This window comes from Jiangella aurantiaca (assembly GCF_004349105.1).
GTDB classification, from domain to species: Bacteria; Actinomycetota; Actinomycetes; order Jiangellales; family Jiangellaceae; genus Jiangella; species Jiangella aurantiaca.
Window position 1 is genome coordinate 47,343 of the sequence record NZ_SMLB01000027.1, and the last position, 13,772, is coordinate 61,114.

Sequence of the window (13,772 nt, forward strand, 5' to 3'; positions counted from 1 at the left end):
TGTGACCACCTCCGCCGCGTTCGACGCCGTCGGCCGGATCCGCCGCCGGGAGCGCTCCGTCGGCTACTGGATCGCCACCGACAACCCGGTCGGCACCGAGCGCATCGCCCGGCTCGGCTACGACTACGTCGGCATCGACGCCCAGCACGGCCTGATCGACTACAAGGGCTGGCTGGCGGCGCTCCTGGCGATCGAGGCAGGCGGCCGCAGCGCGGGCCTGGTCCGGGTGCCGGCCAACGACCTCACGTACATCGGGCAGGCGCTCGACGCCGGCGCGCACGGCGTCATCGTCCCGCTGGTCGACACCGCGGAGCAGGCGGCCGCGGCGGTGCGGGCCTGCCGCTACCCACCGGAGGGCGGCCGCAGCTACGGCCCCATGCGGGCCGGGCTGCGCATCGGGCCGGCGCCGGCCGAGGCCGACGCGCACGTGCTCTGCGTGGTGATGATCGAGACGCTGACCGCGCTGGACAACGTCGAGGCCATCGTGGCGACGCCGGGCCTCGACGGCGTGTATGTGGGGCCGTCGGACCTCACCCTGGCGCTCGGCGGCGCGTCGTCCACCGATCCGGCGGTCGCCGAGAAGCTGGACGAGGCGGCCGGAAGAGTCGCCGCCGCTGCGGCGGCGCAGGGTATCGCGGCCGGCATACACTCCCCCGACGGCGCGACCGCCCAGCGACGGCTGACGGACGGGTTCACATTCGCGACGGTCAGCTCCGACCTCGTGCACCTCGAACAGGCCGCGGCCGCACACCTGGCGGCGGCGCGGGGGTGACGATCGCATGGAGTCGATCGACGACGCGCTGGTCACCGGGCGGCGCGGGCTGCGCACCCGGCCCGGCACGCTTCTGCTCGGGCCCACCGGAGCCCGGCTCTGGGCCGACTTCCTGGAGGAGCGGCCCGGCTTCGTCGGCGCGATCGACCTCGTCCACAAACTCAACATCCCGCTGCTGTTCACGGTCACCGGCGTCGAGTTGCCGGCGCCGTGGGAGGCGCGCTGGCGGCCGAGCCGGCTGACGGTCTGGGCATCGGCGTTCGGCGCCGGGGCAGGGGCGTCCGGGGCGGGCGTGGAGTTCGCCGAGGACAAGTTCGTCACCTGGGACGACTGTGCGGTGTCGCGGCAGGTGTGGACGAACCGGGGTTCGGCTCCGGTGACGCTGCGGCTCGAGGTCGACCGGTCCTGGATCGGCGCCGCTGGGTTTGGCTCGCGGCCGGTCGAACGGCACGGGTTCACGGTGCTCGCGCTGGTGCGGCCGTCGGTTGAGGCGCTGTGGGACGGTCTCACGGTCGGCCCGGGTGAGCGGGCCGACGTCGTCGTCGCGGCGGCGCTCGGACTCGCGGAGACGGACGGCCGCGACGACCTGGAGCGCCGGCTGGACGGCGTGCTAGCCGGGTCGGAGGACGGCGCTCTGACCGGCGCAGCGGACCGTCCGGCGGACGCGGCGGACCGGCGCGACGGCCGCCCGGCTGTCGTCGGGAGTACCCCAGCGAAGCTGCCACCCAGCCCCGTCACCCATCGGCAGGAGCGGAGCTATCAGCGGTGGTTCGACCCCGTGCCGTCGTTCAGCTGCAGCGATCCGGTGCTGAACCGCACCTGGGCGTACCGCTGGTTCCTGCTGCGGCACAACCTCGCCGCCCCGGGCGTCGGCGGGCTGCCGGATGCGCTGTTCTACGAGGGCCGCGCGCACAAGATGAGCAAGACGCCGTGGGACCCGGCCGGCTGGGAGTTCAGCAAGCTCATCCCGCTGTCCAGCCCGATGCACCTGCTCGAGGCGCGCTGGCATCCGGATCCGTCGCTCGGGGCCGGCCTGTGGCGCACGCTCCGGGCGGCCCAGGGCGACGACGGCCTGTACCGCAGCCGGACGGTCGCCGACGAGGTCCACGCATACGCGAACTTCCTGGGCTGGGCCAGCTACCAGTACGCCCTGGTGCACCGCGACGTCGACGGCGCGGCGGCGATGCGCGACTCGCTGGCGGCGCAGGTCCGCGGCGAACGGGCCGCGCTCACGACCGGCGGCGACGAACTGCCGGTCGAGACCGAGCACATCCTGACCGGCAAGGAGTATCAGCCCAGCTACTGGGCCTTCCACGACTACCCTGCCGACCCGCGCGACCGGTCCGGGTACACGCCGCTGAAACGGGTCGACCGCGCGATCTATCACTATCGCAACGCCCGCGGTGTCGCCGGGCTGACGCGGCTGCTGGGCGACGGGGACGGCGTCGCCGCGGAGTTCGATGCGCTGGCCGACGCCGTGGCGGCCGACGTGCTGGCGAAGCAGTGGGATCCCGGCACCGGGTTCTTCTACGACCTGCACCATCGCACCGACCAAAAGGCGATGGTCCGCAACGTCGTGGGGTTCTATCCGTACTGGGCCGGCGTCGTCGGCGACGAGCACCTGCCGGGCTTCGAGGCGGCGCTGCGGCTGTTCGGCACCGGCGCGCCGCTGCCGTCCACCGCGCCGGACTGCCCCGTCTACAGTCCCACCGGCGACTGGCGCGGCGCGTTCGTCAAGGGCCGCAACGGCTGCTCCTGGAACGGCCCGACCTGGCCGTACACCAACAGCGTGGTCATCGACGGCGTCGGCGCGACCAGCCGGCGGTTCGGCCACCGCTACGACGCCGAGTTCGGCCGGCTGCTGCGCTCGTACGCCCTGCTGCACTTCCAGCAGCGCGACGGCCGCACCCCGTACCTCGTCGAGCACTACAACAGCGAGACCGGCGAGCCGATCAGCGACGAGGTCGACTACCTGCACTCCTACGTCATCGACCTGCTGGTCCGGTACGTCGCGGGGCTCGAGGCCGGGCCCGAGGTCGTCGCTGTCGACCCGCTGGACGTCGGGCTGGCGTGGTTCGCACTCAGCGGCGTGCGAGTCGCCGGGCACACCGTCGACGTCGCGTTCGACCGCGATCGCGGGCTGCGGGTCGCGCTCGACGGCGTCCAGGTCGCCGCGGCGCGCGGGCTCGCCGCGCTCACCGTCCCGCTGAGCTGACGCAGACTGGCGCCGCGTCACGCGATCGTCGCGGCGCGGACGCAGAGCACGTCGGGCAGGTGCCGGATGACCTCGGCCCAGGTCTCGCCCTCGTCGGCGCTGGCGTAGACCGAGCCGTCGCGGGTGCCCACGTACACGCCGGCCGCGCCGTCGACGTCGTCCACGCACATCGCGTCGCGCAGGACGACCCCGTAGAAGCCGCCAGGCAGCCCGTCGGCCGACCGCGACCACGTCGTGCCGGCGTCGTCGGTGCGCCAGACCTGCAGCTGCCGGTCCGGCGGGGTGCGCTCGCCGTCGGCGATGAGCGGTGCGACCCAGGCGGTCTCGCCGCGGTGCGGGTGCGCGACGATCGGGAAGCCGAAGTCGGCCGGCAGCCCTCCGTCGATCGGCTGCCACGTCGCGCCGCCGTCGCCGGACCGGTAGACGCCGCCGTGGTTCTGCGCGTAGAGGCGGTCCGGGTCGGTCGCGTCGCGCGACACCTTGTGTACGCACTGCCCGTACTCCGGCGGCTCGCCCGGCAGGAAGTCGGTGCGGATGCCGGTGTTCGACGGCGTCCAACCGGCGGCACCGTCGTCGGTGACGTAGACGCCGCCGGTCGACATCGCGACGAGCACCCGCTGGTCGTCAGTAGGATGCGGCAGAACGGTATGAATGGCCTGGCCGCCGAAGCCGGGCTCCCACGTCGGCCGGTGCGGGTGGTTCCACAGCGACTCGACCAGCGCGAACGTCTCGCCCCCGTCGTCGGAGCGCCAGAGCGCCGACGGCTGCGAGCCGGCCCAGACGACGCCCGGCCGGGCCGCGGTGTCGGGGCGCAGCTGCCACACGGCTTCGACGGACGCGCCTGCCTCCGCCGGGAACCGGATGCCGCTGCCGTCGGCCGCCTCCGTCCAGGTCGCGCCCAAGTCGTCGGACCATGAGACGCCCGGCCCCCAGTGCGAGCTGCTCGCACCCACCAGCAGGCGCGGCCGGTCGCCGCGGGTGTCGATGGCGCACGCGGCGACGGAGTTCATCAGGAAGTGCGGTCCGTCGACCGACCACGTCCGGCGGTCGGCGCTGCGCAGCAGCCACAAACCCTTCTTCGTGCCCACGGCGAGCAAGACCTCGTTCATGGCGATCGCCTCCCGCCGCATTACGCTACGCCGGACGGCGCCGGCCGGTCAGGCGAGTACGCGCTCGGCCAGCACCGTGAGGCCGTCGGCGATCTGCCGCGACGACAGACCGGCGTCGCGCTGGTAGCGGTACAGCTCCGGCGCGAGCGGGGCCAACAGCAGGTCCACCAGCGCGGCGCGGCCCTCGGCGATACCGGCGGCCGTCAGCAGCGAGCCCACGTGGGCGCGCCAGAACCCGTACGCGCCGGTCCCGAACCGGCGCGCCCCGGTCTCGCCGGCCAGGGCGAGATGTCCGTGCTGCTCGAGGAGATCGGTCACCGCCCGGTAGAACGTTGCCAGCCGCTCGGCCGGCGGCGCGCCCGGCCCCAGCGGCGGCGGCCCGGCGATCAGCTGCTCCTGGAGAGCGCGCTCGTGATCGTCGAGCAGCGCGACCGCGATGGCCTCGCGGCTGGGATAGCGGCGGTAGAGCGTCCCCTTGCCGACGCCGGCGGCCCGGGCGATGTCCTCCATGGTCACCGTCTCGGCCGGGCGGTCGCGGAAGAGCTCGGCGGCGGCGGCCAGCACGCGGGCGCGGTTCTTGGCCGCATCGGCGCGTTCTCCCTGCTCACGCACGGCGGTCATCCTACCGGAATAGGTGGACGTCGCGTCCAGTTATAACCGGACGCCACGTCCACCTATGCGCTTGGGTGAGCCACCATGGAGGTCGCACTCGTCATCCTCACCGTCCTGGTCGGAGCGCTGCTGACAGCGCAGGCCACCGCGAACGTCCAGCTCAACGGCGCTCTGGGAAATCCGGCAGCGGCCGCGGCCCTGCAGCTGGCGATCGCCGGCGGGTTGCTGGTCGTCGTCGCGGCGGCCACCGGCGAGCTGCCCGCGCTGGCCGAGGTGGGGTCGGTTCCGGCGTGGGAGCTGCTCGGCGGGCTGGGCAGCGCGTTGTACATCGGCGCCGGGATCGTGCTGTTCCCCCGGCTCGGCGCGCTGACCAGCATGGGCCTGTTCGTCACCGGGCAGCTGGCGGGGTCGGTCGTGCTGGACGGCTTCGGCCTGCTCGGTCTGGAGCAGCGGACGCCGTCGATCCTCGTGGTCCTCGGTGCGCTGGCGGTCGCCTACGGGATCGCGGCCATCGTCCGGACCGGGCGGCGGGCGACCGCGGTGACGGCGCCCGCCGCTCGGTCGCGGACCTGGCTGTACGCGCTCGGGCTGGCCGCCGGGGCGGGACTGCCGGTGCAGGCCGCCGTCAACGCACGGCTGCGGTCCGAGCTCGACGCGCCTTTCGGCGCTGCCGCGGTCAGCTTCGGGATCGCTCTGACCGCGATGGTCGTCGTCCTGGCCGTCGCGCTGGCCGCTGGCGCGCCCCGTCCCCGTCCGGCCGGGCTGCGGCGGGTGCCGTGGTGGGGCTGGGCCGGAGGTCTCGTCGGCGCCGGCTATGTGACGACGACGCTGATCGCGGTCGTCGAGATCGGCGCGGCGCCGACGATCGCGCTGACGGTCGCCGGACAGCAGATCGCGTCGGCCGTCGCCGATCACCGCGGCCTGCTGCGCCTGCCCCGCCGCCCACTCACCGTCACCCGGCTGACCGGCGTGACGACGCTGGTGGCCGGGGCGGCGCTGATCCAGCTTGGTTAGCCCACGGCCGACCGCATGGTTCCAGGCGGCAGCGAGTCTCACAAGGGAGAGGAAGCTAGCCGGAGGCGCCCGGGCCGAGCACGACGTTGGCCAGCGGCTCGCCCGCCGCGAGCCGCGTCAGCTGCGACTGCACCAGCCGCCTGGCCCGCGGCAGGAACGCCGACGACAGCCCGCCGACGTGCGGCGAGATCAGCGCGCCGGGCAGCGTCCACAGCGGGTGGCCGGGCGGCAGCGGCTCGGGGTCGGTGACGTCCATGGCGGCGCGGATGCGGCCCGACCCAACCTCGGCGACCAGTGCGTCGGTGTCGACGATCGGCCCGCGGGCGACGTTGACCAGCACGGCGCCGTCGCGCATCCGGCCCAGGAAGTCTGCGTCGACCATGCCGCGGGTCTCGTCGGTCAGTGGCAGGATGAGGATGACGACGTCGGCTCGGCCGAGCAGCTCCGGCAGCGCGTCGAAGCCGGCGACGCCCTCGCGCGCCGTCCGGGCGACCTTGAGCACGTCGCACTCGAACGGCTGCAGCCGCGTCTCGACGGCCCGGCCGATCGCGCCGTAGCCGACGATGAGCACCGTCCGGTCGGCCAGCGACTCGTACCAGCCCTGCAGCCACTCCCCCGTCGGCGCGGCCCGGACGAACGCCGGGATCCCGCGCAGCGTCGCCAGCGTCAGGGTCACCGCGAGCTCGGCCGTGCTGGCGTCGTGCACGCCGCGCGCGTTGCAGAGCGTGAGCCCGTCGCGCACGTACGGCAGGACGTGCTCGTAGCCGGCGGTGAGCGTCTGGACGGCGCGCAGCTTCGGCAGGCGGTCGAGCAGCTCGACGGCCGCCGGCGAGAAGCCGTACGGGAGGACGTAGTACTCGACCCGGTCCAGCACATCCTGCGGAGGGATGTCCGTTGTGTCGGCACTGGTCAGCATGTCCGGCCCGCTGCTCGCGGTCGGCTCGCCGGCCCAGACGTGCACGTCGAGGCCGGTCGGCACCGCCAGCGAGTCGGCGGAGAACGGGATGAGGACGTCCACCATGGTCCTCGAACCTACCGTTCCGCGCGTGACACGATGGGCGGGTGTCCATCCGGCGGATGATCGTGGTCGTCGCGGCGCTGACCGTGGTGGGCGGGTCCTGCTCGGAGCCGGGGTCGGACGGGGAGGCATCGCCGCCTGGGTCGGCCTCGTCGCCTGGTGCGTCGCCGTCGTCGCCCGGTGCGCCGTCGTCGCCCGGTGCGCCGTCGTCGCTGTCGCCGGGGACGTCGTCGCCGTCGTCGCCCGCCGCGCAGCCCGGACCTGTCACGCCGTCGGCGGTGGAAGAGATCGTCACCGGGCTGGCCGCGCCGTGGAGCATCGCGTTCGTGCCCGGCAGCGACGGGCAGGCGCTGGTGACGCAGCGCGACGAGGGCACGATCGTGCTGGTCGACACGACCGGTGCGGTGACGCCGGTCGGCGCGGTCCCCGGGGTCGAAGGGACCGGCGAGGGCGGGCTGCTGGGCCTCGCCTTCGACCCGGCGTCGCCGGCCGACCTGTACATCTACGCGACGATGGGCTCGCAGAACGTGGTGCAGCGGACGACGTACGCGTCTGGTGCGCTGGGTTCGTTCGAGGTCGTCCTCGACGGGATCCCCGCGGGGACGCGGCACGACGGCGGGCGGCTGGCGTTCGGTCCGGACGGGATGCTGTACATCTCGACCGGCGAGAGCGGCAACGCCGACGACGCGCAGGATCTCGGCAGCCTGGGCGGGAAGATCCTGCGGATCACGCCTGACGGGAGCGTGCCGGACGACAACCCGTTCGACGGGTCGCCGATCTGGTCCTACGGTCACCGCAACGTCGAGGGCCTGGCCTTCGACGACGAGGGGCGGCTGTGGGCGTCGGAGTTCGGCGACCGGGATGCCGACGAGCTCAACCTCATCGTCGCCGGTGCGAACTACGGCTGGCCGTTCGTCGAGGGGGTCGGTGGCGCGCCCGACTACGTCGACCCTGTGGTCGAGTGGCGACCGACCTCCGAGTCATCGCCGAGCGGAATCGCGTACGTGCGCGACACGATCTTCGTCGCGGCGTTGCGGGGTGAGCGGCTGTGGCAGGTGCCGCTGTCCTCCGGCGGGGATGCCGGCGAGCCGGCGGCGTTCGTTGCGGACTACGGACGGCTGCGCGACGCCGTCGTCGCCCCCGACGGGACGCTGTGGGTGCTGACGAACAATACCGACGGCAGAGGCGACCCCCGCACCGGCGACGACCGGATCCTGCGGCTGACGCTGACCCCGTAGGCTTCTTTGGCCTGGTGAGGGGACGTTTCGGGCGTTCGCGGTCAGGGTGGTCCCCGGGCCCGGAATCAGGGGACGATCGTCACCGAGTCGGAGCCGCTGGAGATCGATTCGGTTCTAGCGTTGGGGGCATGGCCAACGAGACGATGCCGGCGGGGAGCGGGCCGGGTGTTGCTGGGGCTGATGTTGGCGGGCGGGGTCTTGGCGGGCCGGGCGTGCGGCGGCGGCCGGTGCGGCGCGGGCTGTCGTTCGCCGGGTTCGCCGCGGTGGCGTTCGCGGGCCTGACCGCGGTGTCGTGGATCACCCACTCCCACGACTCGGTGACCGTCTCCGAGCGCGTCGACCGCGTCGAGATCGACGTCTCCTCCGGCCGCGTCGAGATCGTAGGGTCGCCGTCGGACGAGACCCGGCTCGACTTCTCAGTGAAGTCCGGCTGGAGCCGCGACGGCGGGATCGAGCACTCCGTGTCCGGCGGCGTGCTGCGGGTGACCGGCGGGTGCGACTCCGGCGTGTTCGGCATCTGGTGCGAGTCCGATGTGACGATCACCGTTCCGGCGTCGGCGACGGTCACAGCCGACGCGTCCGCCGGGACCGTGGTGGTGTCGGGGCTTTCCGGCGAAACGTCGCTGGAGTCGGACGCGGGCTCGATCGAGGTGTCGGACCAGCGCGGTCCCCTGACCGCCCACTCCGACGCCGGTTCGGTGCGCGTCACTGGCCTGGACGCCGACGTCGCCAAGGTGACGTCGAGCGCCGGCGACGTGGAGGTCGAGGCGGTGTCGCCGCCGAGGTCGCTGGACGCGGAGTCCAGCGCCGGCTCGGTGCGGGTCTCCCTGCCCGGCGACGTCCCCTACGACGTCGAGACCGACTCCGCCGTCGGCCGCGAGCTCGTCACCGTCGACTCGGTGCCCGGAGCCCGCCACGAGATCCGTGCCTTCTCCAGCGCCGGCTCCGTCGAGGTCGTCGATGCCCGCTGATCGGGGTCGGGTTCTGCGGTGGCCCGATGGGTGGAGGATTCGTGCAGCCATGGCGACCCGGATCCCGCAACCATCTCTCAGCCGGTCTCGATCACCTGGCGTTCTCCGATCCGCACGTGCGCGGTGGTGGCCGGCCGTGGCGGCTCGAGCGTCCCGTCGACTCCGATGGACGCCGTCCACGTCGCCGTCCAGGTCGCGGTCGCGGTGACAGCGTAGGCGGTGCCCGGCTGGTCGGCGCTCGTCTGCGTGTAGGTGTGGCCGCAACTCGGTGACGGGCGGACGCCCAGACTCGGCCGATAGGCGTCGCCAGGTGTCTCGCACGTGACCGTCGTGCCGTCACCCATGTCCCAGGTGACGCTTCCGACCTCGGCCGTCACGGTGACCGTGATGCCTCCGACGGTGGCCGACTCCTCGATCGGCCCCCAGGTCGTCGGTCCAGCGTTGGTCACCCACATCCACACCGGCGCGCCGACCAGGCCGATGCTGTCGGGTGCGTGTTCCAGCGGACGTGGAGCCAGCCCCAGTTCGAGCGGCTCGAAGGTCATCCCTTCGAGGAGCTGCTGTGCAACCTCCTCCGGATCCACGACAACCGGCGGCTGCTCCCCGGGCATCTCGGCCAGCCACATCAAGCCTCGATCACCCCACGCATAGGAGCCGAGTGACCAATTCGCCGCGAGCTTTCGCCAGTCAAACACCCACCCCTGTTCTTGCGGCCCGGTCCAATAGCCAAGGTGGCTCAGGTCGCCGTCGGGTGGCCGGTAGCGCTCGTTCTGACCCGGCGCTAGCGGCAGCAGGTACCGGTCAAGTGCCGCATCGAACACGAATCCGTCGATCTCACACGGCACGTTGATCAATGCTGGATCGCTCTGGTTGCAGCCAGTCACGGCGTCGTCTGGCGGAGTCTCACTTTCCTCACAGAAGGCACCGTTCCACAACGTGCCAGGTGGACAGCTGGCCGCCTGATCGGGAACTGCCAAGACCTCCTGACCGAAGCTTGAACCGACGACTGCGAGTAGGGTCGCCACTGGGCTCATCAACACGGCTCATCCAGAGCTACCTCGATCTGGGATACATACCAGCCAGGCATTTCAGTGCCGGACGCCGGATCTGCCATCGGAGCGTAGGTCCATGACATATGCCACCGTTGATAGAGCGCGGGCGTTTCGGGCAACTCAGCGGCGCCGCCCTCGAACTCTACGTAGACCAGCTGAGACATGTCTAAGCACGCGATCGACGTCGCTTCATGAATGCCTTGGTCGGTTACGTCGAGTTTCACGTCCGATACTTCGTGGCGAGCAACCAAGGCTCGGCCGACCTGTTCAATCTCCGATGACCGCCACGCGGCGATCCAATTTGCGAGGTCCGCATTGGCCGCACCCTCGACCTTCCATCGGCCGACCAGCTCAATGTTCCAGCCTGAGGTGCCGCCGTAGTCGCTGGCGTTGGCTTTGAAGTCGTCCCAGGCGGCGATGAGTTGCTCGAACGTCGTCTGGATGTCGGCCTCAGCCTGCTCCTCCGGGGTCAGCGCGGGCGGGGCAGTGATCGCAGGCGCCGTTGTCGTCGTCGGCGAGGGCGGCGCGGGCTCCGAATCCTCACTCCCGCAGGCGGCGAGTAGCAGCACGGCCGCGACCGCCTTACCCCGTTGACCCACCGACATCCCCGCTCTCCTTCCCATTGCGTCTCAACCGGGCCGATGATCTTACGGCGGCCTGCAGACCGGCGCTCAGCTCTCCGCCCGCAAGCTCCCGTCATCTATAGGTGCTTTCCCGAGCCCGAACGTGACAACCACCCTGGCGCTGACCGTCAGACGGTGCCAGCGCTCGCGGCCGCACGCTCGTGCTCGTCGACACCTCGGCGTCGATGCGTCAGCGCGTCTCGGCCCGGTCGTCGATGACGGCGATCGAGGCAGCTGCGGTCTTCGGGGTCGCGCTGGCGTGGTGATCGTGACGGACATGCAGACGTTCCCGGATACCGCGGACTACGGCGACCCGGTGGCGAGGGTCCCGGCCCGGGTCCCCGTCTACGGGTTCGACCTCGGCGGATACCGGCCGACGGCGCTCGCTGCGGGCCGGGCGAACCGGCACGAGTTCGGCGGTCTGGGCGACGCGACGTTCACGCTGATCGGCCTGCTCGAGCAGGGCCGCTCGGCCGGCTGGCCGTTCTAGGAGTTCGACGACGCGAGGGGTCGTGCCGCCGCCAACGCACGCGGCGGCACCGCGCCGTCGCCGGCCGGTCAGATGACGGCCTTGCCGAGCACCTTCATGGCGGCCTCCTGGTCGTCGACGCACAGGACGGCGACGAACTGTGAGTTGGAGACCCGCACCGGCAAGAACACCTCGACGTTCACCCCGGCGTCGGCGAGCTTGCGGAAGGTCGCGGCGCCGGCGCCGGGAGCGTTCTTCAACCGGACCGTCAGGGCGTCCCGCTCGGCGGCGTCGAAGCCGGCGTCCTGCAGCACCGACCGCGCCGCCGCCTCGTCGTCGGCGATGAACGCGACCGTGCCGGTGTCGCCGTGCGCCAGACCGCAGATCACCAGGTTGACCCCGCGCGCCGCCATCGCTTCACACACCTCGGCGAGCCGTCCGGGCTCGTTCTCGAACTCGACGGTGAAGGCGCTCATCGCGCTCACCTCCTACGACCGGAGCTTTCGCGCCCAACGTACCCCGCCGCCGGCCACCGACGCCGTCAGCCGATGGCGCGCAGCCGCGGCAGCAGCTCGGCGACCTCGGTGGCCTGCGCCTCGGCCGAGCCGGGGCGGGTGATGACGATGATGTCGTCGACCCCGACGGCGGCGAACGCCTCGACGCGCGGCAGGAGGTCGGCCGCGTCGTCGCCGAGCCGCAGCTGCATCGTCCGGCGGATGTGCGCCGGGTCGCGGCCGACGTCGGCGCAGTGGGCGTCGAGCACGCCCGACAGCTCCGCGAACTCCGCCGGCTCGACGCCGGTAGCGTTCCAGGCGTCGGCGTAGAGCGCCGTGATGCGCAGCGTTCGCTTGCGGCCGCTGCCACCGATCCAGATCGGCGGGTACGGCGACTGGACCGGCTTCGGCTCGGCGACGGCGTCCTCGATGCGGTAGTGCTCGCCGGCGAACGTGGTCCGCTCCTGCGTCCACAGGGAGCGGATGATCTGGCAGGCCTCCTCGAGGCGGTCCAGCCGCTCCCCCGCGGTGCCGAACCGCAGGCCGAACATGGTGTGCTCGTACTCCGCCCACGCCGCGCCGAGCCCGAACTCCAGCCGTCCGCCGGACAGGTGGTCGACGGTGACGGCAAGCTTGGCCAGCACGCCGGGGTGGCGGTAGGTGTTGCCGGTGACCATGCAGCCGATACGGACGCGGCTGGTGGTCTCGGCCATCGCCGCCAGCAGCGCCCACGCGTCGAAGATGTCGCCCGCGGGGTCGCCGCCGATGGTGGCGAAGTGGTCCATGTTCCACACGTGGTCGAAGCCCGCCTCGTCGGCGATCCGCCAGACCGCGCGGTACTCGTCGATGGGGGCCTGCTGGCTCAGTTTCAGTCCGTAGCGCACCGCGCCAGTCAACCACGGGCCGGTCAGGCCGCACCGGCCAGCGCGAGGTCCACGGAGGCCGCCGAGTAGACCGCCTCCACCACCATCGCGACCGCTCCGGCGACGCCCGCGCCGTCGCCGAGCACGCTGGTCGAGACCTGCAGGTCCTGGGTCGCCAGCGGCTGCGTGCGCTGGTGCAGCCGCTCCTGCAGCGCCGGCATGAAGTGCTCCTGCGCGCGGATGACGTCACCGCCCACCACCAGCGCGCCGGGGTTGAGCAGGCTCACCGCGGCGGCGAGCACGTCGCCGATCTGCAGGCCGGACCGGCGGACCAGAGCCACCGCCCGGGGATCGCCGGCGCGGGCGAGGTCGACGGCCTCGCGGCTGGTGCTCACCGGCAGGCCCTCCTCGGCCAAGGCGCGGGCGATGGCGCCGCCACTGGCGCTGGCCGCCAGGCAGCCGCGCGCGCCGCAGGCGCAGGACGGGCCGTCGCCGTCGTCGGCGATGCGCACGTGGCCGATGTCGCCGGACCCGCCGTGCCGGCCGCGCACCAGCTGCCCGTTCACGATCACTCCGGCCCCGATACCGGTGGCGACCTTGACGAACAGCAGCGACGTGGACGACGTCGGCGCCGCGAGGTACTCGCCCAGGGCCATGAGGTTGGCGTCGTTGTCGACGAACGCCGGGACGCCGAGAGCCTCTTCGAGCCGTTCCTTGATCGGATAGTCGTGCCAGCCGGGCATGATCGGCGGCCGGACCGGCCGGCCGGTCTCGACGTCGACCGGGCCGGGCACCCCCACGCCGGCCCCGACCACGGGCGGCACGTCGGAGCCGACGTCGCGCAGCATCGCTTGCCACGACTCCTGCAGCCAGCCGAGGCAGGCGTCGGGCCCATCGGTGATCCGCAGCGCCACGGTCCGTTCGGCGAGATGAGCGCCGGCGAGGTCGCTGACGGTGGCGCGAGCGTGCCGGGCGCCGAGATCGGCGCCCAGGACCAGGCCGTGCCGCTGGTTGAACGCCAGCCTGGCCGTAGGCCGCCCGCGAGCACCGGTCTCCGTCGCCACCTCGCGCACGAACCCGGCGGCGAGCAACTGCTCCACCCGCACGGCCACCGTCGAGCGGGACAGCCCAGTGTGTTCCAGCAGTTCACGCCGCGTCCGCGCGGCACCGGTGCGAATCAGCTCCAGCAGCCGCCCGCCACTGGTGGCCGAGCCCACCTCGACGGCCCGCACCGCCGCCGTGCTCACTGCGTCCATGCGCCGACCCCCTTCCGGCCCGTTGCCTCTCCACCCTGCATTCTCAACCGAGTTGCTCCCGTACGA

Annotated in this window: 14 protein-coding genes; 6 read left to right on the forward strand and 8 right to left on the reverse strand. The window is 72.6% G+C overall.

The window, feature by feature from the left end; translation table 11 throughout:
* The first annotated feature begins 1 nt into the window (after nt 1).
* On the forward strand, nt 2-772 hold the full coding sequence (locus E1262_RS18530; RefSeq protein ID WP_132104619.1) for an HpcH/HpaI aldolase family protein: 771 nt from the start codon (nt 2-4) through the stop codon (nt 770-772).
* Nucleotides 773-779: 7 nt separating this feature from the next.
* Entirely contained in the window at nt 780-2,987 is a 2,208-nt protein-coding gene (locus E1262_RS18535; protein ID WP_132104620.1) for an MGH1-like glycoside hydrolase domain-containing protein, read from the forward strand.
* Between the two features lie 17 nt (nt 2,988-3,004).
* Here the strand turns inward: E1262_RS18535 and E1262_RS18540 are convergent, their stop codons facing one another.
* A complete protein-coding gene (locus tag E1262_RS18540) occupies nt 3,005-4,096 on the reverse strand; it encodes a WD40/YVTN/BNR-like repeat-containing protein (RefSeq protein ID WP_203454003.1) in 1,092 nt (363 codons plus the stop codon).
* 48 nt (nt 4,097-4,144) lie between these two features.
* The gene (locus tag E1262_RS18545) at nt 4,145-4,717 is read right to left on the reverse strand and encodes a TetR/AcrR family transcriptional regulator (RefSeq protein WP_132104622.1); all 573 of its coding nucleotides are present in this window, start codon (nt 4,715-4,717) and stop codon (nt 4,145-4,147) included.
* Nucleotides 4,718-4,792: 75 nt separating this feature from the next.
* Here E1262_RS18545 and E1262_RS18550 point away from each other — a divergent pair, with 75 nt between their 5' ends.
* Nucleotides 4,793-5,722, forward strand: a complete 930-nt coding sequence (locus E1262_RS18550) for a DMT family transporter (protein WP_132104623.1) — start codon at nt 4,793-4,795, stop codon at nt 5,720-5,722.
* Nucleotides 5,723-5,777: 55 nt separating this feature from the next.
* Here E1262_RS18550 and E1262_RS18555 read toward each other — a convergent pair whose 3' ends face one another.
* On the reverse strand, nt 5,778-6,743 hold the full coding sequence (locus E1262_RS18555) for a 2-hydroxyacid dehydrogenase (protein WP_132104624.1): 966 nt from the start codon (nt 6,741-6,743) through the stop codon (nt 5,778-5,780).
* Between the two features lie 41 nt (nt 6,744-6,784).
* Here E1262_RS18555 and E1262_RS18560 point away from each other — a divergent pair, with 41 nt between their 5' ends.
* A complete protein-coding gene (locus tag E1262_RS18560; protein WP_203454004.1) occupies nt 6,785-7,978 on the forward strand; it encodes a PQQ-dependent sugar dehydrogenase in 1,194 nt (397 codons plus the stop codon).
* Between the two features lie 128 nt (nt 7,979-8,106).
* Nucleotides 8,107-8,949 carry a DUF4097 family beta strand repeat-containing protein gene (locus tag E1262_RS18565; RefSeq protein ID WP_132104625.1) on the forward strand — a complete coding sequence of 281 codons (843 nt, stop codon included), beginning with the start codon at nt 8,107-8,109 and terminating at the stop codon, nt 8,947-8,949.
* Nucleotides 8,950-9,026: 77 nt separating this feature from the next.
* Here the strand turns inward: E1262_RS18565 and E1262_RS18570 are convergent, their stop codons facing one another.
* Entirely contained in the window at nt 9,027-9,803 is a 777-nt protein-coding gene (locus tag E1262_RS18570) for a hypothetical protein (RefSeq protein WP_162605979.1), read from the reverse strand.
* Between the two features lie 179 nt (nt 9,804-9,982).
* Nucleotides 9,983-10,606, reverse strand: a complete 624-nt coding sequence (locus E1262_RS18575) for a hypothetical protein (RefSeq protein ID WP_132104627.1) — start codon at nt 10,604-10,606, stop codon at nt 9,983-9,985.
* Nucleotides 10,607-10,892: 286 nt separating this feature from the next.
* Here E1262_RS18575 and E1262_RS18580 point away from each other — a divergent pair, with 286 nt between their 5' ends.
* Nucleotides 10,893-11,114, forward strand: coding sequence for a hypothetical protein (locus tag E1262_RS18580; RefSeq protein WP_203454005.1), 222 nt, complete (start codon nt 10,893-10,895; stop codon nt 11,112-11,114).
* Nucleotides 11,115-11,182: 68 nt separating this feature from the next.
* Here E1262_RS18580 and E1262_RS18585 read toward each other — a convergent pair whose 3' ends face one another.
* The 3 genes from E1262_RS18585 to E1262_RS18595 all read right to left on the reverse strand — a co-directional run bounded on the left by E1262_RS18585 (nt 11,183) and on the right by E1262_RS18595 (nt 13,706).
* On the reverse strand, nt 11,183-11,569 hold the full coding sequence (locus E1262_RS18585; protein ID WP_132104628.1) for a hypothetical protein: 387 nt from the start codon (nt 11,567-11,569) through the stop codon (nt 11,183-11,185).
* 65 nt (nt 11,570-11,634) lie between these two features.
* Complete coding sequence (locus tag E1262_RS18590; RefSeq protein ID WP_162605980.1) at nt 11,635-12,471, reverse strand: LLM class F420-dependent oxidoreductase; 837 nt, start codon at nt 12,469-12,471, stop codon at nt 11,635-11,637.
* Nucleotides 12,472-12,494: 23 nt separating this feature from the next.
* Nucleotides 12,495-13,706: an ROK family transcriptional regulator gene (locus tag E1262_RS18595; RefSeq protein ID WP_203454006.1), complete on the reverse strand. Its 1,212-nt coding sequence runs from the start codon at nt 13,704-13,706 to the stop codon at nt 12,495-12,497.
* Nucleotides 13,707-13,772: the final 66 nt, after the last annotated feature.